At 70.9% G+C, this 24654-nt stretch carries 24 protein-coding genes and 1 tRNA gene; 14 read left to right on the top strand and 11 right to left on the bottom strand.

Annotated elements, in window-relative coordinates:
* Positions 1 to 264: transposase (locus tag BUB97_RS11355; RefSeq protein WP_139281335.1), on the bottom strand; the 264-nt coding region annotated here is incomplete at its 3' end.
* A gap of 191 nt (positions 265 to 455) precedes the next feature.
* On the opposite strand from BUB97_RS11355, the gene BUB97_RS11360 reads away from it, so the two are divergent.
* The 9 genes from BUB97_RS11360 to BUB97_RS11400 are packed head-to-tail and all read left to right on the top strand — an operon-like array spanning position 456 to position 9163.
* Positions 456 to 1424 (top strand): Bug family tripartite tricarboxylate transporter substrate binding protein, encoded by a 969-nt coding sequence (locus tag BUB97_RS11360; protein WP_073134804.1) that lies wholly within the window; start codon positions 456 to 458, stop codon positions 1422 to 1424.
* Positions 1421 to 2392: a Bug family tripartite tricarboxylate transporter substrate binding protein gene (locus BUB97_RS11365; protein WP_073134808.1), complete on the top strand. Its 972-nt coding sequence runs from the start codon at positions 1421 to 1423 to the stop codon at positions 2390 to 2392. Before BUB97_RS11360 ends, BUB97_RS11365 begins: the two co-directional genes overlap by 4 nt.
* A gap of 5 nt (positions 2393 to 2397) precedes the next feature.
* A complete protein-coding gene (locus tag BUB97_RS11370; protein WP_073134810.1) occupies positions 2398 to 2793 on the top strand; it encodes a Zn-ribbon domain-containing OB-fold protein in 396 nt (131 codons plus the stop codon).
* Complete coding sequence (locus BUB97_RS11375; protein ID WP_073134812.1) at positions 2790 to 3938, top strand: thiolase family protein; 1149 nt, start codon at positions 2790 to 2792, stop codon at positions 3936 to 3938. Before BUB97_RS11370 ends, BUB97_RS11375 begins: the two co-directional genes overlap by 4 nt.
* Before the next feature lie 11 nt (positions 3939 to 3949).
* On the top strand, positions 3950 to 4744 hold the full coding sequence (locus BUB97_RS11380) for an enoyl-CoA hydratase/isomerase family protein (RefSeq protein ID WP_175562619.1): 795 nt from the start codon (positions 3950 to 3952) through the stop codon (positions 4742 to 4744).
* Between the two features lie 9 nt (positions 4745 to 4753).
* Positions 4754 to 5569 carry an SDR family NAD(P)-dependent oxidoreductase gene (locus BUB97_RS11385; RefSeq protein WP_073134814.1) on the top strand — a complete coding sequence of 272 codons (816 nt, stop codon included), beginning with the start codon at positions 4754 to 4756 and terminating at the stop codon, positions 5567 to 5569.
* A gap of 11 nt (positions 5570 to 5580) precedes the next feature.
* Positions 5581 to 6597 (top strand): NAD(P)H-dependent flavin oxidoreductase, encoded by a 1017-nt coding sequence (locus BUB97_RS11390; RefSeq protein ID WP_073134817.1) that lies wholly within the window; start codon positions 5581 to 5583, stop codon positions 6595 to 6597.
* Positions 6594 to 8114, top strand: coding sequence for an AMP-binding protein (locus BUB97_RS11395; RefSeq protein ID WP_073134820.1), 1521 nt, complete (start codon positions 6594 to 6596; stop codon positions 8112 to 8114). Before BUB97_RS11390 ends, BUB97_RS11395 begins: the two co-directional genes overlap by 4 nt.
* Positions 8111 to 9163 (top strand): MBL fold metallo-hydrolase, encoded by a 1053-nt coding sequence (locus tag BUB97_RS11400; RefSeq protein ID WP_073134822.1) that lies wholly within the window; start codon positions 8111 to 8113, stop codon positions 9161 to 9163. The genes BUB97_RS11395 and BUB97_RS11400 overlap by 4 nt, the downstream gene beginning before the upstream one ends.
* A 5-nt stretch (positions 9164 to 9168) precedes the next feature.
* On the opposite strand, the gene BUB97_RS11405 is transcribed toward BUB97_RS11400, so the two are convergent.
* The 6 genes from BUB97_RS11405 to BUB97_RS11430 all read right to left on the bottom strand — a co-directional run bounded on the left by BUB97_RS11405 (position 9169) and on the right by BUB97_RS11430 (position 16442).
* Entirely contained in the window at positions 9169 to 10791 is a 1623-nt protein-coding gene (locus BUB97_RS11405; protein WP_073134824.1) for an ABC-F family ATP-binding cassette domain-containing protein, read from the bottom strand.
* A 178-nt stretch (positions 10792 to 10969) separates the two neighbouring features.
* Positions 10970 to 11380 carry a hypothetical protein gene (locus BUB97_RS11410; protein WP_073134826.1) on the bottom strand — a complete coding sequence of 137 codons (411 nt, stop codon included), beginning with the start codon at positions 11378 to 11380 and terminating at the stop codon, positions 10970 to 10972.
* A 221-nt stretch (positions 11381 to 11601) separates the two neighbouring features.
* The gene (locus BUB97_RS11415) at positions 11602 to 13671 is read right to left on the bottom strand and encodes an acetate--CoA ligase family protein (protein WP_073134828.1); all 2070 of its coding nucleotides are present in this window, start codon (positions 13669 to 13671) and stop codon (positions 11602 to 11604) included.
* Positions 13668 to 14474, bottom strand: a complete 807-nt coding sequence (locus BUB97_RS11420; protein ID WP_245818277.1) for an enoyl-CoA hydratase/isomerase family protein — start codon at positions 14472 to 14474, stop codon at positions 13668 to 13670. Before BUB97_RS11420 ends, BUB97_RS11415 begins: the two co-directional genes overlap by 4 nt.
* Before the next feature lie 7 nt (positions 14475 to 14481).
* Entirely contained in the window at positions 14482 to 15444 is a 963-nt protein-coding gene (locus BUB97_RS11425) for a D-2-hydroxyacid dehydrogenase family protein (RefSeq protein ID WP_073134830.1), read from the bottom strand.
* Positions 15445 to 15449: 5 nt separating this feature from the next.
* Positions 15450 to 16442 (bottom strand): Bug family tripartite tricarboxylate transporter substrate binding protein, encoded by a 993-nt coding sequence (locus tag BUB97_RS11430; protein ID WP_073134832.1) that lies wholly within the window; start codon positions 16440 to 16442, stop codon positions 15450 to 15452.
* A 158-nt stretch (positions 16443 to 16600) separates the two neighbouring features.
* Between BUB97_RS11430 and BUB97_RS11435 the strand changes: the two genes are divergently transcribed.
* Positions 16601 to 17488: a LysR substrate-binding domain-containing protein gene (locus tag BUB97_RS11435; RefSeq protein WP_073134834.1), complete on the top strand. Its 888-nt coding sequence runs from the start codon at positions 16601 to 16603 to the stop codon at positions 17486 to 17488.
* Here BUB97_RS11435 and BUB97_RS11440 read toward each other — a convergent pair.
* Together BUB97_RS11440 and BUB97_RS11445 are read right to left on the bottom strand one after the other, a co-directional pair.
* The gene (locus BUB97_RS11440) at positions 17485 to 18738 is read right to left on the bottom strand and encodes an ABC transporter substrate-binding protein (RefSeq protein WP_073134836.1); all 1254 of its coding nucleotides are present in this window, start codon (positions 18736 to 18738) and stop codon (positions 17485 to 17487) included. The genes BUB97_RS11435 and BUB97_RS11440 overlap by 4 nt on opposite strands.
* Positions 18739 to 18880: 142 nt before the next feature.
* Entirely contained in the window at positions 18881 to 19648 is a 768-nt protein-coding gene (locus BUB97_RS11445; RefSeq protein WP_073134838.1) for an SDR family NAD(P)-dependent oxidoreductase, read from the bottom strand.
* A 279-nt stretch (positions 19649 to 19927) separates the two neighbouring features.
* Between BUB97_RS11445 and BUB97_RS11450 the strand changes: the two genes are divergently transcribed.
* Positions 19928 to 20695: an IclR family transcriptional regulator gene (locus BUB97_RS11450; RefSeq protein WP_073134840.1), complete on the top strand. Its 768-nt coding sequence runs from the start codon at positions 19928 to 19930 to the stop codon at positions 20693 to 20695.
* A 261-nt stretch (positions 20696 to 20956) separates the two neighbouring features.
* On the opposite strand, the gene BUB97_RS11455 is transcribed toward BUB97_RS11450, so the two are convergent.
* Together BUB97_RS11455 and BUB97_RS11460 are read right to left on the bottom strand one after the other, a co-directional pair.
* A tRNA-Ser gene (locus BUB97_RS11455) sits at positions 20957 to 21049 on the bottom strand.
* An 81-nt stretch (positions 21050 to 21130) separates the two neighbouring features.
* Positions 21131 to 21760: a glutathione S-transferase family protein gene (locus BUB97_RS11460; protein WP_073134842.1), complete on the bottom strand. Its 630-nt coding sequence runs from the start codon at positions 21758 to 21760 to the stop codon at positions 21131 to 21133.
* A 106-nt stretch (positions 21761 to 21866) separates the two neighbouring features.
* Here BUB97_RS11460 and BUB97_RS11465 point away from each other — a divergent pair, with 106 nt between their 5' ends.
* From BUB97_RS11465 to BUB97_RS11475, 3 genes are all read left to right on the top strand, one after another.
* Entirely contained in the window at positions 21867 to 23234 is a 1368-nt protein-coding gene (locus tag BUB97_RS11465) for a cytochrome P450 (protein ID WP_073134844.1), read from the top strand.
* 68 nt (positions 23235 to 23302) lie between these two features.
* A complete protein-coding gene (locus BUB97_RS11470; protein ID WP_217659644.1) occupies positions 23303 to 23635 on the top strand; it encodes a TM2 domain-containing protein in 333 nt (110 codons plus the stop codon).
* Between the two features lie 70 nt (positions 23636 to 23705).
* Positions 23706 to 24650 (top strand): NAD(P)/FAD-dependent oxidoreductase, encoded by a 945-nt coding sequence (locus BUB97_RS11475; protein ID WP_073134846.1) that lies wholly within the window; start codon positions 23706 to 23708, stop codon positions 24648 to 24650.
* Positions 24651 to 24654: the final 4 nt, after the last annotated feature.

Below are 24654 nucleotides of genomic sequence, written 5' to 3' on the forward strand. Positions count from 1 at the left end.
CAGGTTATACTGCATCTGCTCCATCAGCTGCCGCTCGGAGCGGACCGAGAACAGGATCTGGATCAGGCTCGCTCGGATCAGCCGCTCGGGCGCAATCGAGGGGCGGCCGAAGTCGGTGTAAAGCACCTCGAAATCGGCATCCAGGCTGGCCAGCGCCTCGTTCACCACCTGCCGGATCTTGCGCAGGGGATGCCGCGCCGGGATGCGCGCCTCAAGATCGACGTAGCTGAACAGCGACCCGCTCGTCTCGTCCGTCCCCCGCATCATCAACCCCGCGGTTGCCCTGCGGAGGTGAATCATGTTCCTCAAATCGCGTCGAGGGCCGACTTCTTCAGCAACCTGTTAGGGTGCGTCATCAGAGTTGACTCTGAAGTCACTTCAAGTACCATTCGGTCACTCACTCGGTTTTCAAGGTCCAGCGGCGGGCAACGCGGCGGATTCACGGAGGATCGTCCATGTCCATCCCGCGGCGCGCCGTCATGGCCGCCCTGACCCTCGCGCCCCCGCTCCTGGCCGCGCGGCAGGCTGCCGCCCAGGGGCAGCCGGTCCGCGCCGTCTGCGGTTCCTCCCCCGGCAGCATCACCGACCTGATCGCGCGCATCGTGCAGCCCGGCCTCGCGCAGCGGCTGGGCCAGCCCGTGGTGGTGGACAACCGCCCCGGGGCCGGCGGCAACATCGCCGCGGAGTTCCTCGCCCGCTCCGCGCCCGACGGCCAGACGATCATGGTCATCTCCGGCGGCATCCTGACGCTCAACCCCTATCTCTACCGGGACCTCCCCTTCGATCCGGTGCGCGACATCCGCCTGGTGTCCCGCATCACCGCGGGCGGCTTCCTCCTCGCCGTCCCCAGCTCGATCGGGGTGACGGATGTGGATGGGCTGATCGCGCATCTGAAGCGCAAGGGCGACGCCTCGAACTACGGCTCCCCCGGCATCGGCTTCGCCATGCATGTGGGCGCGGAGGTGTTCCTCAACGCCATCGGCGCGAAGGCGACCCATGTGCCGTATCGCGGCAGCGCGGCGGCCATCAACGCCCTCGCCTCCGGCGAAGTCGACTTCCTCTTCGACAGCCGCGGCACGCTGCTGCCGCAGGTGCAATCCGGCCAGCTCCGGGTCATCGCCAATGGTGGATCCCTGCCGGATCTTGTCTATCCCGACCTCCCCCGGCTCTCCGACCGCTACCCTGAGGTGGTGGTGCAGAGCTGGACCGCGATCGCCGCGCCGGCCGCCCTGCCGGACCCGCTCGTCCGCCGGCTGGACGATGCCACGCGCGCAACGCTTGAGGAGCCGGAGACGGCGGCGCGCCTCCGTGCGGTCGGGAATGGCCCCGCCTATCTCGGGCCGGAGGCGTTCAAGGCCTTCTTCGCCGAGGAGCGCGCCCGCGCCGCGCGCGGGGTGGAGCTGGCGGGGGTTCGCCCGCAATGAGGCCCATCCGACGCCACCTGCTGGCCGCCGCGGCGCTGGCCCCCTTCGTGCCGCGCCCATCCCAGGCACAGGCCTACCCCACGCGGCCCGTCAAGCTGCTTGTGGGCTTCGCGCCGGGCGGGGCCACCGACATCGCGGCACGCCTGCTGCAGCCGCTTCTGGCCGAGGCCCTGGGTCAGCCCATCGTCGTCGAGAACCGCTCGGGTGGCGGCGGCAATGTCGCGACCGACCTGCTCGTCCACTCGGAGCGGGACGGGTACACGCTGATGCTGGCCAGCCCCGGGCAGCTTGTCGTCAACCCGCTGCTGGACCCCAGGTTCAACTTCGATGCCGCGCGGGACGTGACCGCGCTCGCGCAGGCCACCAGCGGCCCGCTCGTCCTGGTCGTGCCCGCGAGCTCCCCCTACCGCGACGCGCGCTCGCTGATCGACGCGGCGCGGGCCAGGCCGGGGAGGATGAACTACGCCTCGGCCGGCGTCGGCAGCTCCATGCACATCGCGGGCGAGATGCTGAAGGCGTATGGCGGGCTGGAGATCACCCATATCCCCTATCGCGGCAGCGGCCCCGCCATTACCGACCTGGTGGCCGGCGCCGTGGACTTCATGATCGACAGCGTCTCCACCACCACGCCGCACCTTCGCAACGGCGTCCTGCGTGCGCTCGCCCAGACCGGCAGCGAGCCCTTCCAGGAGATGCCGGAGGTCCCGCTGCTGAAGGACATCGTGCCCGGGGTGGTGATCACGACCTGGCTCGGCATGGTCGGCCCCGCCGGCCTCCCCGCCCCCGTCGTCGCGCGGCTCTCCGCCGCGCTGCGGGGCGCGGTGCAGGGGCCCGTCTTCACGTCGCGGATGAAGGACCTCGGCAGCCAAGCCTACTGGGCCGGGCCGCAGGACTTCGCCGCCCATCTGGCCGCCGAGCGGCAGCGCGCGGCGGAGGTGATCCGCCGCGCCGGCATCCGACTGGAGTAGACGAGTTGGAACTCCTCGACCCATCCCTCTACGCCCCCTCGGGCGCCAACGACGGCGCCGTGCTGCTGGCACTGCGCGACCCCGCCACGGGCGCCCTCGCCTTCCCCCGCACGCCCTACGGCATCGGCGGGAGCGGCACGCCGGCCGAGGCGGCCGACGCCGTGGAGCTGAGCGGGCGGGGCGAGGTCCTGCTCTGCGTCACCGTGCACCAGCCGCTCTCCCCGGGCATGAAGGTGCCGCTGCTCGTCGCCCGCCTGCGGCTGGAGGAGGGCATCGTGCTGGACGGCATCCTCGAGGGCACGGAGGAGCCCGCCCCCGGCACGAAGGTGCGGGCCGTGCTGGTGCCGGAGGAGCGGGAAGGCGGGCCGGTGCTCGCCTGCCGCTTCCGGGTGGCGGCATGAGCGGCCTGGCCTCCATGCGCCCCGTGCGCGTCGTCGGCATCGGGATGCACCCCTACCAGTTCCCGACCGAGACGCCCTACGTCACCCTCGGCCTGACCGCCTTGCGCCAGGCGCTCGGGGATGCCGGGCTGTCCTGGCCGGACGTGACCTTCGCCGCCATCGGCACCGGCGCCATCGGCATGGCCGCAGGGCGCGTGATGCTGCGCCATATCGGCTCCACGGGGCTGGAGGTGATGCAGATCGAGAACGCCTCCGCCTCCGGCTCCTCCGCCTTCCGCAGCGCCTGCCTGATGGTCGCCAGCGGCCAGCACGAGATCGCGCTGGCGCTCGGCGTCGACAAGTTCGGCACGGCGCAGCGCGCGGCGCATAAGGACGGCATCCCCCGCCTTACGCCGGCCGCCGAAATCCCGGCCGTGAAATTCGCCCTCATGGCGCGCGCCTGGCGCGACCGCTACGGGCTGACGCGGGAGGACATGGCCCGGGTGGCCGTGAAGAACCACGGCAACGCGGCGCGCAACCCCTACGCCCAGTTCCGCAAGCCGCGCACGCTGGAGCAGGTGCTGAACTCCAACCCCGTGGCCGGTGACCTCACCTCATTGCAATGCACCCCGCGCGGCGAGGGCGCGGCGGCGGTGATCGTGGCGAGCGAGGAGGCCATCCGAAGGCACGGGCTCGACCGCGGCCGGGCGATCCGCGTGCTGTCCTCCGTCTCCTCCTCCGAGCACGCGGTGGCGGATGAGGGCTGGAGCCTCGTCGAGATGGTGCAACGCTCCGGCCTCTCCGCGCTGGCGGCGGCGGGGGTGGGCATGGAGGAGATCGACATCATCGAGCTCCACGACGCCTTCACCATCGAGGAGATCGTCTATGCGGAGGCGCTCGGCCTCTGCCCTCTCGGCGAAGGCGCGGCGCAACTCCGCGAGGGCAAGTGGGACATCGGCGGCGGGGGCTGCGCGGTGAATCCCTCGGGCGGGCTGCTCGGCATGGGCCACCCGATCGGGCCCACCGGCGCGGGGCAGGTCGCGGAGATCGTCCGACAGCTGCGCGGCGAGGCGGAGGGTCGGCAGCACCCCGGCGCGCGCACGGCATTGGCACACATGATCGGGCTGGGCTCCGTGGCCGTCGGCCACGTGCTGCAGCGGGATTGAGGGAGAGGCGGATGCGCGAGGAAATGGGAACGCTGATCTACGAATCAGCGGATGGCGTCGCCGTCGTGACCCTGAACCGGCCGGACCGGATGAACGCCATCGGCGGCACGATGAAGGAGGACCTGGCCACCGCTTTCTTCAGGCTGGCCAAGGAGGATGCGGGCCTGCGCTGCGTCATCCTCACCGGCGCGGGGGACCGCGCCTTCTGCGCCGGCGCCGACATCAAGGAGCGGGCGGAGCTGCGCCGCAGCGGGCCGGAGTACTTCATGGCCCAGAAGGCCACGCACCAGCTGATCCGCGGCATGATGGAGTTCGAGCGCCCGCTGATCGCCGCCATCAACGGCGTGGCGCTCGGCGGCGGGATGGAGTTGGCCCTGACCGCCGACATCCGCTACGCCGCCGCCCATGCGAAGCTGGGCCTGCCGGAGGTACGCCTGGGGGCCATCCCCGGCGCCGGCGGCACGCAGACCCTGCCGCGGGTCGTCGGGGCGAGCATGGCCAAGGAGCTGATGTTCACCGCCGAGCACATGACGGCGGAGAAGGCACTGGCCATCGGGCTCGTGAGCAAGGTGGTGGAGGCCGACGTGCTCGGGGCCGCCATGGAGACGGCCCGCAGGATTGCCGAGATGCCGCCGCTCGCGGTGGCCTTCGCGAAGCGCGCGGTGAATGCGGGGATGCAGGGCGGGCTTGAGGCCGGCTTCGAGTTCGAGCGCTACGCCGCCGGCATGCTGACCGACAGCGAAGACCGCCGCGAGGGCTTCCGCGCCTTCGTCGAGAAACGCAAGCCCGTCTATGTCGGGCGCTGAGGGAACGTCATGGAACTGAACCTGAAGGGCAAGGTCGCGCTGGTCACGGGCGGCGGCCAGGGCGTCGGCCGCGCCATCTGCAAGGAACTGGCCGCGGAGGGCGCGAAGGTGATCGTCAACGATCTCTTCCCCGAGCGGGCGGAGGCGGTGGCGCAGGAGATCCGCGATGCCGGCGGCGAGGCCGTGGCCTCGCCGGGGGATATCACCCAGGTGGAATCCGTGAACGCGCTCGTCGCGAAGGGCCGCGAGGCCTTAGGGCCCATCGCCATCCTCGTGAACAACGCGGGCGTCACGCCCGAGCGCCGCGCCAAGGGCGGGATGCCGCCGCTCTTCGTCGATACGCCGGACCGCGAGATGCACCAGACGGTGGAGCTGAACGTCTTCGGCACGATGTATTGCTGCCGCGCCGTCCTGCCCGACATGGTCGCGCAGAAATGGGGCCGAGTGATCTCCATCGCCTCCGAGGCCGGCCGCATCGGCGAGGCGCGGCTGGCCGCCTATTCCGGCGCCAAGGCCGCGATCATAGGCCTGACCAAGGCGCTGGCGAAGGAGCATGGCCGGGACCGCGTCACCGTCAATGTCGTCGTGCTCGGGGCCGTCTCGCACGAGGGCATCGCGCCCGGCCAGGCGACGAGCGCCGATGCCACGCCGGAGAACAACGAGCGCCTGGCGAAGATGCTGAACGCCTATCCCTCCGCCAAGGGCCTCGGCCGCCTCTCCCGGCCGGAGGATGTCAGCGGGGTCGTGGCCTTCCTCGCCTCCGACCGCGCGGCCTTCGTCACCGGCCAGCATATCGGCGCGAGCGGCGGCTACGCGATGCCCTGAGGAGCAGCGCCATGCATCCCCCCGTCTTCCGCACGCGCATCACGGAACTGTTCGGCATCCGCCACCCCATCCTCGCGGGCGGGCTGATGTGGCTCTCGGACGCGAGCTACGTCGCCGCCGTGGTGCGGGCGGGGGGCATGGCCTTCCTCACGCCCCGCTCCTTCCCCGGGCCCGGCGCCTTCGCGCGGGAGCTGGTGCGCTGCCGCGAGCTGTGCGACGGCCTGCCCTTTGGCGTGAACCTCAACGTCTCACGGGTGGAGAACCACAACCTCCACCTCGACGAGTGGCTGGACCTCTCCCTCCGCGCCGGCGTCCGCCACTTCGAGACGGTGGGGCGCGCGCCAGGGGACCTGATCCACCGGATCCACGAGGCCGGCGGCTTGGCCATCCACAAATGCCCCCTGCTCCGCCACGCGCTGAACGCGGAACGCGCGGGAGCGGACGCCATCACCATCATCGGGCGGGAGGCGGGCGGCCATCCCGGCAATGCGGAACTCTCCTCCTTCGTCGTCGCGCCCATGGCCGCGCGAAGCCTGCGCGTCCCACTGGTGATCGGCGGCGGGATCGGGAGCGGGGACGGGGTCCTGGCCGCCCTGGCCGCTGGCGCGGAGGGCGTGCTGCTCGGCTCCCGCCTGCTGGCGGCCGAGGAGGTCTGGGCACACCCGGCCTACAAGGCCCGGATCGTCGCAGCCGAGCACGATTCCTCCGTCCTGACCTTCTCCGGCACCCATCCCATGGGTGCCTGGCGCGTGCTGGAAAACGAGGCCGCGCGGGAGGTGCTGCGGCGGGAGGCGGCGGGCGCCCGCAGCTACGAGGAGTTCGCCGACCTCGTGGGGGGCACGAAGTCACGCGACCACGCCTACCGGAACGGCGAGGTGGAGCGCGGGATGCTGTCCTGCGGCCCCGCCGCCGCCTTCACCGGGGCGGTGGAACCGATGGAGACGATCATCGACACGCTGATGGCGGAGGCCGTGGCGGCCGGCCGTCGTCTCAGCCGCCTCGGCGCGATGGACCCCGTGGACGCATGAGCCAGACGATCATCTTCGGCGCCGCCGCCATCCGCGGAGAGGCGCTGCGCGACGGCGCGGTCCGCGCGGCTTCGGGGCTGGCGGCGCTGGGCGTCGTGCCGGGCGACCGGATCGCCGTGATGATGCGGAACGAGCCCGCTTATCTCGAGGTCATCCTGGCCGCGGATCGGCTCGGCGCGGCGCTGGTGGCGATCAACTGGCATTTCCGCACGGACGAGGCCGCGCATGTGCTGACGGATAGCGGGGCCCGCGTGCTGATCGTGCATGCCGACCTCCTACCCTCGATCGCCGCCTCGGTGCCGGGTGATGTGACGGTGATCGTCGCGCCGACGCCGCCCGAGGTCCTGGAAGCCTACGGGATCGGCGCAGCTCCCGCCGTTCCGCCCGGTGTGCTGGACTGGCCGGGCTGGCGCGATGCGCACCCGCCCCGGACCGCACCGACACCGCCCTCCCTGGGCATGATGCTCTACACCTCCGGCACCACTGGACGGGCCAAGGGGGTGCGCCGGCTTCCCGGAACACCGGAGCAGCACGATTCCGCACGGCGCATCCGCAACCTCGTGGGGGGCGCGCGGCAGGGGATGCGAACCGCAGTGGTCGGCCCGCTCTACCATGCCGGCCCGGCCTCCAGCGCACGCGTGGCACTCGCCCAGGCCGAGCTGATCGTGGTCATGCCGCGTTTCGACGCCGAGGGTCTGCTCCGGGCGATCGAGGAGCACCGGCTGACCCACCTTGCCCTGGTGCCGATCATGCTGGTGCGGCTGCTGAAGCTGCCCGAGCCGGTGCGCGCCCGTTACGACGTCTCCTCGCTCGAAGGCGTCACCCATGGTGGCTCCGCCTGCGCGCCGAAGGTGAAGCGCGGCATGATCGAGTGGTGGGGTCCGATCCTCTCCGAAACCTACGGCTCCACGGAAGCCAGCCTCATCGCCGCCTCCCGCTCGGAGGAATGGCTGCGGTTCCCCGGCACGGTCGGGCGCGCCCTGCCCGGCACCTCCATCCGCATCCTCGACGAGGACGGCCGCGTTCTGCCGCCGGGCGAGGTCGGCGAGATCTACGTCGATTCCGGGCCGAACGCGCTTCCCTTCACCTACCACAACATGCCCGAGGAGCGCGCCCAGGTGGAGCGGGACGGGCATGTCACCAACGGCGATGTCGGCTACCTGAACGAGGAGGGCTTCCTCTTCATCACCGAACGCAAGCGGGACATGGTCATCTCCGGCGGCGTGAACATCTATCCCGCCGAGATCGAGGCCGCGCTCATCACCCATCCCGGCGTGCTGGACTGCGCCGTCTTCGGCGTGCCGGATGCCGAATACGGCGAGGCCCTGGTCGCGGCGGTACAGCCGCACAAAGGCGCCGCAGCCTCCGCACAGCAGCTGCGGGAGCACCTGAGGGAACATCTGGCCGGCTACAAGGTCCCGAGGCGCATCTGGCTGGTGGATGACATGCCGCGGGACAGCATGGGGAAGGTGTTCAAGCGTCGGCTTCGCGAGGCCTATGCCGGCGTGAACGCGTGAGCCAACCCGGGCCCGTCCGGCCGGCGCCCGGCACGCTGGCGACGGTGGCGCCGGGGCTGTTGCGGGCCTGCATGCCGCTGCCGGGACCGCCATCGCATGTGAACTGCTGGCTCATTGCGGATGGAGAGGGCTGGCTGCTGGTCGATACCGGCGCGGGCGACGCGGCCACCCGCGCGCTGTGGCGCGGGATCTTCGCGGACTCGCTCGGCGGCCGTCCCCTCACGCGCGTTCTGGTCACGCATTTCCACCCGGACCATGTGGGGCTGGCCGGGTGGATCTGCGCTGAATGGGGCGTGCCGCTCCTCATGCCGCGCAGCGAATGGCAGAGGACGCGCCTTCTGCTGACGGAGGACGAGGCGGCGCTGGCGGAGCTGTTCATCGACTTCCAGCGTCGCGCCGGCGCGGGCCCGCAGCATCTGGCCTGGCTGCGGCAGGAGGGCTTCGCCTATCGCAGAACCGTCGCCCCGCTGCCCCGCACCTACGAACCCCTCGCCGAGGGGGACCTCCTCCAGACACGCGGCCGCCAATGGCGGGTGCGGATCGGGGCCGGCCATTCGCCGGAAATGGCCTGCCTGCACGACGAGGCCGGAGGAATCCTGATCTCGACGGACCACATCCTGCCGCGGATCTCGCCGCATATCGGGCTTCAGCCCACCGAACCCGATGCGGACCCCCTCGGCACTTTCATCGCCGCCCTTGAGAGCTTCTCGCGCATGCCAGCCGGGACGCATGTGCTCCCGTCCCACGGGGAGCCTTTCCGCGACCTGCGCGGCCGTATCGCGACACTGCGGCAGCACCACGAGACCGCCCTGACACGGCTCGCGGGCAGCCTGGGTTCGGGTCTCACCGCATCGGAAGCCCTGCCGGTTCTTTTCGACAGGACCTTTGAAGGACGGCAGCTCGCCTTCGCCCTGTCGGAGGCTCTCGCCCACCTCTCTCACCTGCGCCGCCGTGGCCAGGTCCAGCGCCATGGAACAGCGGAAGGCATCTGGCGCTTCGAAACGACCCGCCCGGAGCCGCGCAGAGCCCGGTGGAACGACGGGACCTGACCCGATCAGCTGTGCAGGCCGGGTGCCTCCTGCCCGGTGCGCGCCACGTATTCCGTGTAGCCGCCGCCATATTGGTGGATTCCCTCGGGCGTGAGCTCGAGCACCCGGTTGGACAGCGCGGCCAGGAAGTGGCGGTCGTGCGACACAAAGAGCATGGTGCCCTCATATCCCGACAGGGCGCCGATCAGCATCTCCTTGGTCGCGATGTCCAGGTGGTTGGTCGGCTCGTCCAACACCAGGAGGTTCGGCGGATCGTAGAGCATGCGCGCCATGACCAGGCGCGCCTTTTCCCCGCCCGAGAGCACGCGGCACTTCTTGTCCACCTCGCCGCCGGAGAAGCCGAAGCAGCCGGCCAGCGCCCGGAGCGAGCCCTGCGCCGCCTGCGGAAAGGCGTCTTCCAGCGCCTGGAACACGGTGCGATCGCCGTCCAGCAGCTCCATGGCATGCTGGGCGAAGTAGCCCATCTTCACGCTGCCGCCGAGCGAAACCGTGCCCTCATCCGGCACGGTCGCGCCTGCCACCAGCTTCAGCAGCGTGGACTTCCCGGCGCCGTTGGTGCCCAGCACGCAGCAGCGTTCCTTGCGGCGCACCAGGAAGTCCAGGCCCTCGTAGATCACCTTGCTGCCGTAGCGCTTGTGCACGCCCTTCAGGTTCACCACGTCGTCGCCTGAGCGCGGCGCCTGACCGAACTCGAACACCACGGTCTGACGACGCTTCGGTGGCTCGACGCGGTCGATCTTCTCCAGCTTCTTCACCCGGCTCTGCACCTGCGCGGCGTGGGATGCACGCGCCTTGAAGCGCTCGATGAACTTGATCTCCTTCGCGAGCATGGCCTGCTGGCGCTCGAACTGCGCCTGCTGCTGCCGCTCGTTCATGGCGCGCTGCTGCTCGTAGAATTCGTAGTTGCCGGAATAGGAGTTCAGGGTCCCGCCGTCGATCTCCACCACCTTGTTGATGATCCGATTCATGAACTCGCGGTCGTGCGAGGTCATCAGCAGCGCGCCGTCATAGCCCTTCAGGAATTGTTCCAGCCAGATCAGGCTCTCCAGGTCCAGGTGGTTGCTGGGCTCGTCCAGCAGCATCACGTCGGGGCGCATCAGCAGGATGCGCGCCAGCGCCACGCGCATCTTCCAGCCGCCGGACAGCTTTCCGACGTCGCCCTCCATCATCTCCTGGCTGAAGCCGAGGCCTGCCAGCACCTCCCGTGCACGGCCTTCCAGGGCGTAGCCGCCCAACTCCTCGAACCGCCCCTGCACCTCGCCGAAGCGCTCGATGATGCCGTCGAGCTCATCGGCCCGCTCCGGATCCGCCATGGCGGCTTCCAGCGAAGCCAGCTCGGCCGCCACGGTGCTGACGTCGCCGGCGCCGTCCATCACCTCCGCCACGGGGCTGCGGCCGGACATCTCCCCCACGTCCTGGCTGAAGAAGCCGATGCTGACGCCGCGGTCCACCAGCACCTGGCCCTCATCCGGCAGCTCCCGCCCGGTGATCATGCGGAACAGGGTGGTCTTGCCGGCGCCATTGGGGCCGACCAGCCCTGTCTTCTCGCCGCGCTGCAGGGTCGCCGAGGCATCGATGAAGAGAAGCTGCTGGCCGCTCTGCTTGCTGATCGAATCGAGACGGATCATGGGTACTCTTTGCCTGGGATCGGCTCGGCGCGCCGGCAGCGGGAGGAGCCGCCCGAGAACACATCCGATGACCGACCGTCAACCGCCACGGGCATGCCGGGAATGCGGGAGCTTCCCCGCACGGACCAGCCCTTCGTGCCGCGGCGGCCGGGGCCTTACCCCCTGCTCGCCCCTGCCCTCATGCCTCCCGGAACCGGGCCGGATCCTCGATGCCCAGCTCGGCACCCCTGGCATCGAAGGCCTCGGCATAGACCTGCGCCAGCCTGCCCTTCGCGCCGCCCCCATCCGCCTCTCCGGTCAGCTCCGGAGGGGGCAGAAGCTCAGCCTCCATGGCGAGCGCCATCAGGTGGGACGCCTGCGCCGCCAGCCCCGCGGAATGCATCATCTCCACCGCAAGCTTCGCCTCCGAGATGGCGAGCTCGCGCTCAAGCGCCGCCGCCCTCGTCTCCATGGCATCGGCTCGCCTGGCCTGCTCCGCGGCGACCGTGCCCAGCCTCTCCATCCTCGCGGACAGGTCGAGCACCGCGTCGTCCAGGCGGTCCAGTGGAAGGAACGCAAGGCTGCTGGCGGCGGGTCGGTGCTCAGTCATGGGATCTCCCTGGGCCAGAAGGGCGCCAGCCATAGTGCGGCCCGGCCTGGCAGGAAAGACCGGGTGGCCCGCAGCCGGTTCGGCCCTGCTTCCGGCTCCGGGGGCCGGCGCGCTCTCAACGGGGCCCGCTTCCTCGTCCGGCAATCCGCGGCGGACCTCCCGCCCTGAGGCGCAGGCGGCCGTTCAGGGCGGCGGCGCCGTGGCACCGCAAACCGGCGCCCTCAGCCCAGTACCGCCAACCCGTCGGCCGCGAGCACCCCTTGCCCCTCCGGCAGAACGAAAAGCGGATTGATCTCCGCCTCCAGCAGTCGCTCGCCGGCAGCACCCGCCATGGCGGCGAAGGCGAGGATGGCATCGACCAGGGCCGGCACATCCGCGGGCGGCCCGCCGCGGTAGCCCCTGAGCAGCGCGCCCGTCCGCAGCTCCGCCACCAGCCCCTCCGCATCGGGCCGCGTGATGGGCAGCAGGCGCAGCGCCGTGTCCTGCAGCAGCTCCGCTGTCACCCCGCCCATTCCCAGCAGCAGCACCGGGCCGAGCTGGGCGTCTCGGTGGAAGCCCAGGATCATCTCCACTCCGCCACGCACCATCTCCTGAACCAGGAAGCCCTCGGGCGGCGGAGCGCCAGCGGCCCTCAGGCGCTCCAGCATCACGGTGGCAGCCGCCGGCAGCGCCTCGGCGGAAAGCCCGACCGCCACCCCGCCGAGATCGCTCTTATGAAGAAGCGCGCGCGACAGCACCTTCAGCACCACGCGCTCGCCCAGCCCCCGAGCCGCGGCCTCGGTCCCGGCGGCATCCTGCACCACCACCTCCCGCGCGGCCGGCAGGCCGAAGCGGGCGAAGAGCGCCTTGCTCTCGGCCTCGTTCAGCGGCCCCGGCGGCAGGGCGGCGATATTCGGATCGACGAGCGCGGTCTCCGGCACCGCGGCGGCGGGCGCCGGGCGGGGCTGCAGGGCCGCCAGGGCCGCGGCGCAGCTCTCCGGCGCCGTGAATGCGGGGATACCCTGGCCGTTCAGGAGCCTCGTCACCTCCGGCGCATGCGGGCTGACATAGCAAAGGATGGGCTTCTCGCTGCGTGCCTGGCACTCGACCACCGCATCGGCCACCAGGCTTGGCTGCGCCAGGGAGGAGGAACCGACGATCACCACCGTCGCGTCATAGGAAGGGCTCTCCTGCAAGGCGTCCAGGGTGCCGCGAAGGATGTCGGAGCGCAGCCCCGCCAGGGTCACGTCCACCGGGTTGCGAGCGGCCGAGGCCGGCTCCCCGGTGAGCGTGCCGATCCGCTGCGCCGTCGCGTCATCCGGCACCGGCACGGCGAAGCCGGCAAGGCCGAGGCTATCCGCGACCAGCGTGCCCGCCCCGCCGGTGGAGGTGAGGATCGCCACGCGCCTCCCCACGGCCCGGCGCCCCGTGGCCAGTGCCGCCGGAATATCCAGCAGGTCCGCGAAGGTCTCGGCGCGGATCACGCCGCATTGCCGGAACAGCGCGTCATAGACGCGGTCCGACCCGGCCATCGCACCGGTATGGGAGCTGGCGGAACGGGCCCCGGATTCCGACCGGCCCACCTTGAAGATGACGATCGGCTTCCCGATCGCCGCTGCGCGCAACGCCACTTGCCGGAAGACCTCGGGCCGCCGCAGGCCCTCCATGTAGACGGCGATGACGCGCGTCGCCTCATCGTCGAGCAGGTGCTCGATCAGATCCGTGCTGTCCAGGTCGGCCTCGTTGCCGGTGGAGGCCAGCTTGGCAAAGCCGATGCCGCGATCCGTCGCGCGCGAGAGGAGAGAGCCGAGGATGCCCCCGCTCTGCGACACGACGGAGATGGAGCCCGCCCGCAGGTTGCCCATTTCCAGCGCGCCGGTGGCGGAGAGGGTGATGCGGTCCGTCAGGTTCACCAGCCCGATGGTGTTGGGCCCGAGCAGCCGCATGGAACCCGCAGCCGTCTTCAGCGCCTGCTGCCGCCGCGCGCCCTCGGCATCCGCCTCGCCATAGCCGCTGGCCAGCACGATGGCCGCCGCCGTGCCCCGCGCAGCCAGATCCCGCACCGCCGCCTCGGCGCGGTCCGGCCCCAGCAGCACGATGGCCGCGTCCGGCGCCCGAGGGAGGGAGGCGATATCGGGGTAGCAGGTCAGCCCGCCGATCTCGCTGACGCGCGGGTTGACCGGGTAGATCTCCCCGGTGAAGCCGTGCTTGCGCAGATAGCCCACCGGCCGGCCCGTCATCTTGGTGGCATCGGCGGAAGCGCCGACCACCGCGACGCTGCGGGGGGAGAGAAGACGCGCGATGGCGTTCAAGACGAGGCCTCCTTCCGCTTGGCGCTGCGCGCCATGAAGGCCCTCACGGAATCCAGGTGGTCCTGGGAGGCGTAGCAGATGCCCTGGGCTTGGCTGCCCATGGCGAAGACCTGCTCCGCCGTCAGCTCGAAGCTCTGGTCCAGGATGGTCTTGCTCAGCGCCACCGCGCCCGGCGCGGATCGCGAGAGCTCGCCCGCCCAGCCCTGGGCCTCCGCCAGCAGGCTCTCGGCCGGGACGACGCGGTCGATCATGCCGATCCGCAGTGCCTCGTCCGGCTGCACCGTGCGCCCGGTGAAGATCAGCTCCTTCGCGCGGGAGAGGCCGACGCGGCGCGGCAGGAAGTACATGCCGCCGCCGTCCGGGATGAGCCCGCGCAGCACGTAGGTCATCGCGAGCGCCGCCGTATCCGCCGCAATGACGAAGTCGCAGCAGAGGGCCAGGTCGCAACCGAGGCCGGTGGCCGCGCCGTTCACCGCGGCGATGGTCGGCTTGGGCAGGGTGTGCAGGGCGGAGATCATGTGATGCGTGCGGTGCTGGCGCCGCCAGCCATTGATGCCCACTGCGCCATGCGGCGCGCTCAGCCGCTGCTGCATGGCGCTGATATCGCCGCCCGAGCAGAATCCCTTGCCCGCGCCGGTGATGACGAGGGCGCGGATGCCCTCCTCCTTCGCGACATGGTCGAGGGCATCCAGCATTTCATAACGCATGGCGTCGTCGATGGCGTTCCGCACCTGCGGGCGGTTCAGCGTCATGGTCGCCACGGGGCCGTCGGTGGTCAGGGTGATGGCGTCGTAGGTCTTCACAGGGGCCTCAGGCGGCTTGCGGTTGGGGGAGCAGCGGGTATGGCAGCGGCCGGCCGGCGCTGAACGCGCGCAGCGCCGCCGTCGCGCCTTCGAAGTAGCGGCGGTAGTTCTCGGCGGTGACGTAGCCGAGATGCGGCGTCAGGATGGTGCGCGGCGCCGCGAGCAGCGGATGGGCCGGTGGCAGCGGTTCGGTGTCGTGGACATCGAGCGCGGCACCGCCGAGATGGCCGGATTCCAGCGCGGCGATCAGCGCGGCCTGGTCCACCAGCCCCGCCCGGGCCGTGTTCACCAGCAGCGCGCCAGGCTTCATCGCCGCCAGCTCCCCCGCCCCCACCGTGTTGCGGGACCGGTCACTCAGCACGAGGTGCAGCGTGACGATATCGGCGGAGCGGAACAGCCTGTCCTTCCCGACGAGGCGGGCGCCTGCCGCGGCCGCCGCCTCCTCCGTCAGGTTGGCACTCCAGGCGATCACCTCCATGCCGAAGGCGCGGCCCAGGGCCGCCACCTGCCGGCCGAGCTTGCCAAGGCCCACCACGCCGAGCGTTGCGCCATGCAGGCTCCGCCCCGGCCCGGTCTGCCATGCTCCTGCCCGCAGGGCCGCATCCTCGAAGGGCACACGCCGCGCGAGGGAGAGGATCAGCGCCCAGGTCATCTCCACCGTGGGCGTCTCCAGGGAATGCGTGCCGCAGGCGGCGATGCCTCGCTCGGCGCAGGCCTCCAGGTCCAGCGTCCTGTTCTTCGCCCCCGTCGTCACGACCAGCCGCAGATCCGGCAGGCGTGCGATGAGCGAGGCGGGGAAAGGCGTGCGCTCCCGGATCAGCACCACGGCGTCGAAACCCGCCAGGCGTTGCGCCAGCCCTGCCTCGTCGGCCACATGGTCGGTGAAGAAGGTGACGGGCAGGCCGGACCAGTCGGCCGCGCCGGCGGCGGCGCCGCCGAAGTCGTCCAGCACCGCGACGCGGCGCAGCATCGCGGCTACTCCACCCTGATCTGCGCGCGGCGGACCACCTCGGCCCAGCGCCCGCGATCCTCCGAAAGGAACCGCCCGTAGGCGGCCGGCGTCTCACTCGCCTCCACCTCCACGCCCTCGTCCAGCAGGCGGCGGCTCGTCTCAGGGTCAGCCAGGGTGGCGTTCAGCGCCGCATGCAGCCGCGCGACCCGTTCGGCCGGCATGTCCTTCGGCCCGACGATGCCGTACCAGGTGGAGGAGAGGATCTGCGGAAAGCCCTGCTCCCCCGTCGTGGGAAGGTTCGGCATCACCGGTGAACGCTTCGCCGCCGCGATCGCGATCGCCCGCAGCGCGCCGGATTCGATATGCGGCTTCAGCGGCGCGAGCGCATTGGTGATCATGCTCAGCCGCCCGGCGAGCACGTCGGTCAGTGCCGGGCCCGTGCCGCGATAAGGCACGTGCTCCATCTCGATGCCGAGGGTCAGTGCAATCATGGCCGGCAGCACGTGGCCCGTCGTCCCGACGCCCGGGGAGCCGTAGGTGAGCGGCGGCCTCGCCCGCCGCGCCACGTCCTGCAATTCCGCCAGCGTGTGCGCGGGGACGGAGGGATTGATGGAGATGACATTGGGCGCCTGCCCGATGAAGCCGACGGGGGTGAAATCCGCCAGCACGTCATAGGGCACGCGCGGCTGAACCAGGCTGCTGATGAGGAAGCTTCCGCTGCCGGCGAGCAGCAGGTCGTATCCTTCCGGCCTGGACTTCGCGACCAGGTCGTTGCCGATCAGCCCACCCGCGCCGCCACGGTTCTCGACCACGAAGGTTTGCCCCAGGCGCTGTCCCATCCCCTCCGCCACGAGCCGACCCACCACGTCGTTGCTGCCGCCCGTGGCGAAGGGAATGATCAGGCGGATCGGGCGATTGGGGTAACGCTCCTGCGCCCGGGCTGGGCCGATGAGGGCCGGCAGGGCCAGAGCAGGCAGAGTCAGGGCGGGGAGCATCAGGGTCGCGCGGCGGCGCATGGGCGTTTCCTCCTGGTCCGGGATGGCCCCGGATCCTCCTCGCCGGCTGGTGCACCGGCGGCCCCGGATGTCCCAGGGGAGGGGAAGGATGGGTCGGCGCCGGCGCTGCGGCCAGGGAAGAATACTTGCCCTGCCCCAACCCAGGGTTATGCTGCCTCATGGCCGACGACCTGCCTCCCCTCGCCTCCCTGCGCGCCTTCGTGCTGGTGGCCGAGACGGGCAGCCTGAGCGCCGCGGCGGCCCGGCTGAACGTGACCCAGCCCGCCATCAGCAAGCGCCTGCGCGAGTTGGAGGCGCGGCTGGCGGAGCCGCTGCTGCGCCGGAGCGCCAACCACGTCCGCCCCACCGAGGCCGGCGCCGCCTATGCCGAGGCCCTCTCCGAGGCCTTCGCACGCATCCGCGCGGCCACGGCGGCTCTGCCCGGCCAAGCGCGCCCGGTTCGCGTCCTGGCCTATACCACCTGGGCACTGCGCTGGCTGATTCCCCGCATACCGCGCTTCCGCGCCGAGAATCCGGGGTTGGAAGTGGAGGTCTCCACCTCCACGGACGCCTGGGCCATCGCGAACGCGCCGGCCGATGTCGCCGTCCGGACCGCTCAGGCGGACCACCCCCCGGCCCCCGGCGCAATCCGGCTACAGGCCGTTCTGCTCGCTCCCTTCGCCGCCCCCGCCCTCGCGCGGGCGCAGCCCCTTTCCGCCATGCGCCTCCTGGCCAGCCGGATACGGCCGAATGACTGGGCCCAATGGCATGCCGCCCATGGGCTGGAGCCCGGCGCGCCGCCGCTGGTCTTCGAGAGCACCACCCTCGCCATACAGGCAGCGATGGAGGGCATGGGAGCCGTCATCTGCTCCCCCGCTTTCGTCGAGCGCGAGCTGCGCCGCCGCGCGCTGCGCCGCCTGGCACCGGACGCCATCCCGGCCGGGGACCATTACTGGCTCATCCGCCCCGGCGGCACGGCCCGGCCGGCGGCGCAGGCGTTCATCGAGTGGCTCCTGCGGGAGGTCGCGTCGGGGGAGGCCCCGGCGCACCCCACCTCCCCGCGCTAGTTGGTCACCAGCGCGCAGCCACCCTCCGTCAGCGGCCGGAAAGCCTGCTCGGCCGGCGTCGTGCCGACGAGCTTGAGGAGGTCCCACGGGCCGGTGCTCTCCGCGGGCTTCTTCGCCTCCCACAGATACATCGGATGGATCTTGCGCCCGTCGGCGCGGACGCTTCCCCGGCCGAAGCAGTCATCCTCCGTGGGCATGCGCTTCATGGCCGCGACCACCTCCCGCCCATCCGCCTTCGCCCTGGCGACGCCGAGCTCCGCCACCGCCTTCAGGTAATGCAGTGTCGCGGAATAGGCGGCCGCGTGGTCCATGTTCGGCATGTTGCCGTTGGTGAGGCGCGGCTTCAGGCGCTCCGTGAACGCGCGGGTGCGGTCGTTCAGGTCCCAGTAGAAGCTCTCGCTAATCGTGAGGCCCTGGGCCGTTTCCAGGCCGAGCGCCTTGATGTCCTGGATGAAGGCCACGAGCGCCGCCGGGCGGATGCCGGCGCGCGCCAGCCCGAACTCCGCCGCCTGCTTCACGCAGTTCAGCGTGTCCGCCCCGGCATTGGCGAAGGCCACCACATTGGCGCGCCGGGCGCGAGCCTGGACGAGGTAGGAGGAGAAGTCGGTCGTGCCGGGGAAGGGATGAACCGCCGCGCCCACGACCTGCCCGCCGCCCGCCTCCACGATCCGCGTGGCGTCGGCCTGCATCGATTTGCCGAAGGCGTAGTCCGCGGTGACGAAGAACCACCGGTTCCCGCCGGAGGTCAGGAGGGAGCGCGCAGTGGAGTTGGCGTTCGACCAGGTATCATAGGGCCAGTGGATCGTGTTGGCGTTGCACGACCGGCCCGTGAGGTCCGAGGAGGCGGCGCCGGTGTTCAGGTGCACCTTGTTCCGCTCCGTCACGAGACCGCCCGCTGCGAGCGCGATCGCGGAGCTGCCGACGTCCAGGATCATGTCCACGTCGCCGCGGTCGAACCATTCCCGCATGATGCCGACGCCGACATCCGGGCGGTGCTGGTGGTCGGACAGCAGCACCTCCACATTGATCCCCTTCTCGGCCGCTCCGAAATCGGCGATCGCCTGGCGCGCGCAGATCGCGCCTGTCTCCCCGGTGATGTCCTTGTACGGCCCGGAGAGATCCGTCAGGAATCCGATGCGGATGGTCGGGGCCTGCTGGGCACGCGCCCGTGTCGCGCCGCCTCCCGCGAGCAGCACCGCCCCTGCCCCAAGGGCGAGCCGCCTGCCGATCTCCGGCTGTCTCGTCGTCATCTCTCTGTCTCCTCCACGCATGGTTCTTGTTGTCGGGACCGTAGCAAGAAGATGCCGGGAGGAGCGGAGGCGATGATCCCCACCCTTCACGGCGCATGGTGCCCTGGGCGGTCCAGCCGGGGCACCATGCGTCATCATGGGGTCAGCGGCAGGTGTATCCGCCGTCCACGGGCAGGGCGACGCCCGTCACGTATGTGGCTTCGTCGGAGGCAAGCCAGAGCGCGGCCAGGGCCACGTCCTCGGCATGGCCGAAGCGGCCGAGCGGGATGGCGGTCAGGTATTTCTGGCCGTTCGCGGCCAGTTCCGCCGGATCGCCGCTGCGGCCGATGAAGCCGTTCATCATCGGCGTCTCGGTCAGGCCGGGGCAGAGCACGTTCACCCGGATCCGGTCCGGTGCGAGGTTCAGGGCGAGCGACTTCCCCAGGCCCACCACCGCGAACTTCGCCGTGGAGTAGACCGGGCTCATCATCGATCCCACAAGTCCCGAAACGGATGAGGTGAAGATGAGGGATCCCCCGCCGCGCCGCCGCATGTGCTTCGCCACCTCGCCCGCCGCCAGCACGGCGGAGGTGACGTTGAGCGTCATCGCCAGCTCGTACTGCTTCAGGTCCAGGTTCTCGACCGAGGCAGGGCCGGGAATGCCGGCATGCGCCCAGAGGATGTCGATGCCTCCAAGCGCCTCCGCGGCCCGGTTGATGCTGCCGCGGGCACCCTCCTCGGTGGAGAGGTCGGCTTGCACCGGCACCACCTCGCCGTTCGGCCCGAGTTCACGCACGAGAACAGCGAGGGCGTCCGCGTTGATGTCCACCGCGGCGACGCGCGCGCCCTCGCGCACGAAGCACTCCACCCCCGCCCGCCCCATTCCCGAGGCGGCCGCCGTGATGACCGCCAGCTTGCCGTTCAGCCGCATGGCCGTTTCCCTTCCCTCGACCGGTCGCGCCGTACCCGGCCTCGGCACCCGGGATGTCGCCCGGCGCGGCAGGGGTCACCTGCCGAAGAGGTGGGTGGCCTCCGCCGCCAAATTCTCACTCTTGAATTCAGGTTACCGATATAGGAATTTCGGTCAATAACTATCCACCGCTGTCCGCCCGCGCGGTCCCATGGCGCAGCGCGTGGCACAGCTTGAATTTGGGTCACCCGGCGGCAGTGTTGGTCCAACCTCCCCGGGGCAAACGAGGCGCGCAGCACCATGTATGTGAGACAGGCCGCGAACGCGCTGGAGATCCTGGAATACTTCGCGCGCCGCCTTCGCCCCGCGACGCCGGCGGAAATCGCGGACGATCTGGGCTGGCCGAGGTCGAGCACCTTCAACCTTGTGGGTACGCTCGCCACGAAGGGGTATCTCTACGAACGGGCGGGGCGCAGCGGCTACTATCCCAGCCCTCGCTGGCTCTCGCTGGCCGAGGTGGTGGCGGGCGCGGATCCCCTTCCGCCGGAGCTGCAGCGGCTGGTGCATGTCGTCGCCCGGGAAAGCGGCGAGACGACGCTGATCGCGACCGCCGCGGGCACCGACGCCATTTTCCTCTGCGTCGAACAGTCTCGGCAGCCCGTGCGTTACTTCGCCCAGGCCGGGGATCGAGTGCCCCTTCACGCCAGCTCGGCCGGGCGGGCTCTCATGGCGCAGGCCACGCCTGCGGAGCGCCAGAAGCTCTATCGGCGGATTGAATTCGAGGTGTATTCGGCGACCACCCCCACCACACCCGCTGCCGTGGAGGCGGCCATCGCCGAGGCGGCGGAGCGCGGCTTCCACCAGAGCCACGCCGAGTACACCCCGGACCTGGCGGGCGTCGCACTTCCCATCCCCGGCCAGCCAAGGCGGCTATCGATCCTCGTGGTCGGGCCGGTCTCCCGCTGCCTCGATCGCCGCCCCGAGACGGCGGCCCTGTTGCGAAGGCATCTGGCGGCGCTGCCAAGAGAGGGCGGAGATGCCGGGGCCGTGCAAGGGGTTGAAGCTTAGCTGATCGATGCCTTTGGGAGCGGCGCAGCCGAACTCATCCATGCCGCAGGCCGGATCTCCCCATGGGGGCTGGTCAGGGGGAAGGCGCGGCGCGGGTCCTCGGCGATCGCGGGGTCATCAGCGTCGATGCATTCGGCATGGCCGATCCGGATCGTCGGAACGCCGCCGTTGCCGCTGCGAGGCAAGAGCAAGATGACAGCGGCACGGTCGCTGAAGGACCGCGATGCCGGCCCTGTGGATTGCTCGCCCAAACTGTTGAAATGGCGGAGGGGATGGGATTCGAACCCACGATAGGACTTGACATCCTATAACGGTTTAGCAAACCGCCGCCTTCGGCCACTCGGCCACCCCTCCGCAGGAGTGGAAAGTCTCACGGCGTTTGAGAGGCCGCTTCTAGCGGCCCCTCGCCCCCGCGTCAAACCACCCCTTCCCGATTCAGGAGAGCGGCACCTCGAAGCCCCGCTTCACCGCCGGGCGCGCCATCATCCGCGCATACCAGGCCGCCACGTTAGGCAGGTCGTCGAAGGGCACGAGGTGCCGCTCATGGCGCCATGCCCAGCCGAGAATGGCGAAGTCGGCGACGCTCGGTTCTCCCTCGGTCGCCACGAAGTCCCGCCCGGCCAGCCGCTTCTCCAGCACGCCGTAGAGCCGCTTCGTCTCCTTCCCGTAGCGCGCCACCCCATAATCCCGGGCCGGCCCCTCCGGCTGCATGAGGAAGTGGTGCACCTGCCCCGGCATGGGGCCGAAGCCGCCCATCTGCCACATCAGCCATTCCAGCACGGGCACGCGCGCCCGCAGGTCCCGCGGCAGGAACTTGCCCGTCTTCTCCCCGAGATAGAGAAGGATAGCCCCCGATTCGAAGACGCTGATGGGCTGCCCGCCCGGCCCTTCGTCATCGACGATCGCCGGGATCCGGTTGTTCGGGCTGATGGCCAGGAACTCCGGCCGGAACTGCTCATCCGCTCCGATATTCACGGTCTTCACCGTATAGGGCAGGCCCATCTCCTCCAGGGCCACGCTGATCTTGCGTCCGTTGGGGGTATTCCAGCTGTGCAGGGTGATCATCGGGTTCTCCTCGGCCCGGAGCATCGCCCCGGCCGGAGCCGAGGAAAAGCCACCCCACGGCCAAGCCCTGGAACCCCCTGCCCCGCATCCCGATATCGCCGCAGCCATGCCGGATACCCACCAGCCCGACCTCGCGCGCCACTTTCCCCCCGAAGCCCCGCTTGGCAGCCTGGCTCTCCTGCGCGCCGTCATCCGCAACCCGCTGGAGGCCCTCCCGCGGGAGGCCTTCGAACAGCCGGTCACCCGCCGCACCGTGCTCGGGCGCGAACGCCTCTTCGTGACCGCGCCGGAACTCATCGGGCAGGTGCTGCTGACCGAGGCGGAGTCCTTCGCGAAGTCCGAGGCGATGCGCAGGGCCCTGGCGCCCGCCCTGGGCGATGCCATCCTCACCGCCGACGGAGAACGCTGGCGGTGGCAGCGCCGTGCCGTGGCCCCCATCTTCCGGCCGGACCGGGTGAAGTCCCTCCTCGGCCCCATGCTGGATGCCGCGGCCCGCACGCGGGACCGCTGGCTGGCCCTGCCCAGCGGCACCACCCTCGAGCTCGGCCACGAGATGATGCGGACGACCTTCGACATCATCGTGGACACCATGCTCTCCGGCCACGCCGCCATCGATGTCGCGCGCGTCGAGAAGGGCATCACGGACTATCTGGAGAGCACGGGCTGGTCGATCGCGCTCGCCATGGTGAATGCGCCCGCATGGACGCCCTATCCCGGCCAGCGCCGCGCCGCGCGCGCCCGTGACTACCTGCGGGACGAGCTGCTCCGCCTCGTCTCCGAACGCCGCCGCCTCGGCTCCGAGCGGGAGGACCTCATCGCCCTGCTGCTCGCCGCGCGTGACCCCGAGACCGGACAGGCGATGGAGGACCGCGACATCGCGGACAACCTTCTCACCTTCATCACGGCCGGCCATGAGACGACCGCCCTCGCCCTCACCTGGGCCTTCTACCTCCTCGCCCGACACGAGGAGGAGGAGGAAAGGCTGGTCTCCGAGATCACCGCCGTCACGGGGGGCGCCCCCCTCCGGCCGGAGGACCTGGCCGCCCTCCCCCGCACCCGCCAGGCGGTGCAGGAGGTGATGCGCCTCTACCCTCCGGCTCCGATCGTCGCGCGCGCCGCCACCCGCCCCGTCGAGATCGGCGGGCAGCGCGCCGCCCCGGGCACCACCGTCATCATCCCGGTCTACGCCACCCACCGCCTGCCGGAGCACTGGCCCGACCCGCACCGCTTCGACCCCGCCCGCTTCGCGCCGGACGCCGCGCGCGGGCGCCACCGCTACGCCTGGCTGCCCTTCGGCGCCGGGCCGCGCATCTGCATCGGCATGGGTTTCGCGCAGGAGGAGGCCACCGCCATCCTCGCCAGCCTCCTTCCCGCCCTGCGGTTGCGGCCGGAGCCGGGCTTCGACCCCGGCCTGCAGATGCGCATCACCCTCCGCCCGACGCGCGGCATGCCCATGCGGGTGACGCGACGCTGAACCCGGGCTGGCCCCCTCCCGTATTCCGGGGCAGGCTCAGCCACTAAAGAGAAGGATTCGACCCAGCGATGTCCGGCTTCGGCCCCAATCCCGGCCCCGTCCCCGGCATGAGCGACGCCGCCGCGATGATGCATTACGACGCCAACAAGCGCTCGGTGGTCGTCGCCTATATCCTCTGGTTCTTCCTCGGCTGGTTCGCGGCCCACCGCTTCTATGCCGGGCGGATCGGCAGCGGGCTGTTCATGCTCGCGGTCAGCCTCATCTCCTGGGCGCTCACGGCCATTGCCATCGGCTATCTCGGCCTCGGCTTCATCGGGCTCTGGCTGCTGGTGGATGCCTTCCTCATCCCCGGCATGATCCGCGCCTATAACCGGGACATCATCACCTCCCTCGGCCGCTGAACCCGGGGAATTCTTCCCCCCGGTGAAACATGCCCCCCTCTCGCGCGTCTAGCTGGGCGCGGAGGGGTTCATGGCGGAAGACGGCGTCCTTGACAGCCTCATCATCGGCGCCGGCCCGGCCGGGCTGACGGCGGCCCTCTATCTCGCCCGATTCAACCGCCAGATCGCCCTGGTGGATGGCGGGGCGAGCCGGGCCGCCTGGATTCCCACCACCCATAACTTCCCCCTCTTCGCCGAGGGCATCGGCGGGCCGGAAATCCTGGCGCGGCAAAGGGACAACCTCGCCCAGTACGGCGTCTCGCCCGTGCGGGCCATCGTCTCGGGCCTGCAGCGGCAGCCCGGCCATTTCGTGGCCATCCTGGAAGGCGACAGCCCCATCCGGCAGGTCCGCGCCCGCCGTGTCCTCCTCGCGACCGGCAGCGTCGATATCGAGCCGAACCTGCCGAACCTGCCCGATGCCGTGCAGCGCGGCCTCATCCGCTACTGCCCCATCTGCGACGGCTATGAGGCGCGCGGGCAGAAGGTCGGGGTCTTCGGCCATGGCGCCCGCGGGCTGGGAGAGGCGATCTTCGTGGCCCGCAGCTACACCCGCGACGTCTCGCTGCTGACCCTGGGCGAGGCCCTTTCGCCGGAGGATGAGGCGCGCGCGGGGGAGCATGGCGTGAGGGTCATCACCGCGCCCATCGAGGCTCTGGAGGTCGAGGGGGAGCGCATCAGCGCCATCCGCGCGGGCGGGCAGGAACACCGCTTCGACACGCTCTACTCCGCCCTCGGCCTGAAGACCCGCTCCGACCTCGCCCTCAGCCTCGGCGCGGAGCATGACGAGAGCGGTGCCCTGATCGTCAACGACCACTGCCGGACCACCGTGCCCGGCCTCTACGCGGCCGGCGACGTCGTGCGCGGCCTCAACCAGATCGTGGTGGCGATGGGCCATGCCGCCACCGCCGCCACCGACATCCACAACCACTGCGAATTGCCGACCGAGGACGAGCCGAGCGGCAACCCGCAGGGCTGAGGGG

Source organism: Muricoccus roseus (assembly GCF_900141905.1).
Taxonomy (GTDB): domain Bacteria; phylum Pseudomonadota; class Alphaproteobacteria; order Acetobacterales; family Acetobacteraceae; genus Roseomonas; species Roseomonas rosea.

Coding starts and splice junctions, on each gene's coding strand:
- BUB97_RS11435 (WP_073134834.1), top strand. CDS start 16,601: ATGGCCGACGACCTGCCTCCCCTCGCCTCCCTGCGCGCCTTCGTGCTG.
- BUB97_RS11445 (WP_073134838.1), bottom strand. CDS start 19,648: ATGCGGCTGAACGGCAAGCTGGCGGTCATCACGGCGGCCGCCTCGGGA.
- BUB97_RS11465 (WP_073134844.1), top strand. CDS start 21,867: ATGCCGGATACCCACCAGCCCGACCTCGCGCGCCACTTTCCCCCCGAA.
- BUB97_RS11430 (WP_073134832.1), bottom strand. CDS start 16,442: ATGCGCCGCCGCGCGACCCTGATGCTCCCCGCCCTGACTCTGCCTGCT.
- BUB97_RS11405 (WP_073134824.1), bottom strand. CDS start 10,791: ATGATCCGTCTCGATTCGATCAGCAAGCAGAGCGGCCAGCAGCTTCTC.
- BUB97_RS11425 (WP_073134830.1), bottom strand. CDS start 15,444: ATGCTGCGCCGCGTCGCGGTGCTGGACGACTTCGGCGGCGCCGCCGCC.
- BUB97_RS11450 (WP_073134840.1), top strand. CDS start 19,928: ATGTATGTGAGACAGGCCGCGAACGCGCTGGAGATCCTGGAATACTTC.
- BUB97_RS11470 (WP_217659644.1), top strand. CDS start 23,303: ATGTCCGGCTTCGGCCCCAATCCCGGCCCCGTCCCCGGCATGAGCGAC.
- BUB97_RS11360 (WP_073134804.1), top strand. CDS start 456: ATGTCCATCCCGCGGCGCGCCGTCATGGCCGCCCTGACCCTCGCGCCC.
- BUB97_RS11460 (WP_073134842.1), bottom strand. CDS start 21,760: ATGATCACCCTGCACAGCTGGAATACCCCCAACGGACGCAAGATCAGC.
- BUB97_RS11475 (WP_073134846.1), top strand. CDS start 23,706: ATGGCGGAAGACGGCGTCCTTGACAGCCTCATCATCGGCGCCGGCCCG.
- BUB97_RS11390 (WP_073134817.1), top strand. CDS start 5,581: ATGCATCCCCCCGTCTTCCGCACGCGCATCACGGAACTGTTCGGCATC.
- BUB97_RS11365 (WP_073134808.1), top strand. CDS start 1,421: ATGAGGCCCATCCGACGCCACCTGCTGGCCGCCGCGGCGCTGGCCCCC.
- BUB97_RS11395 (WP_073134820.1), top strand. CDS start 6,594: ATGAGCCAGACGATCATCTTCGGCGCCGCCGCCATCCGCGGAGAGGCG.
- BUB97_RS11380 (WP_175562619.1), top strand. CDS start 3,950: ATGCGCGAGGAAATGGGAACGCTGATCTACGAATCAGCGGATGGCGTC.
- BUB97_RS11410 (WP_073134826.1), bottom strand. CDS start 11,380: ATGACTGAGCACCGACCCGCCGCCAGCAGCCTTGCGTTCCTTCCACTG.
- BUB97_RS11385 (WP_073134814.1), top strand. CDS start 4,754: ATGGAACTGAACCTGAAGGGCAAGGTCGCGCTGGTCACGGGCGGCGGC.
- BUB97_RS11440 (WP_073134836.1), bottom strand. CDS start 18,738: ATGACGACGAGACAGCCGGAGATCGGCAGGCGGCTCGCCCTTGGGGCA.
- BUB97_RS11375 (WP_073134812.1), top strand. CDS start 2,790: ATGAGCGGCCTGGCCTCCATGCGCCCCGTGCGCGTCGTCGGCATCGGG.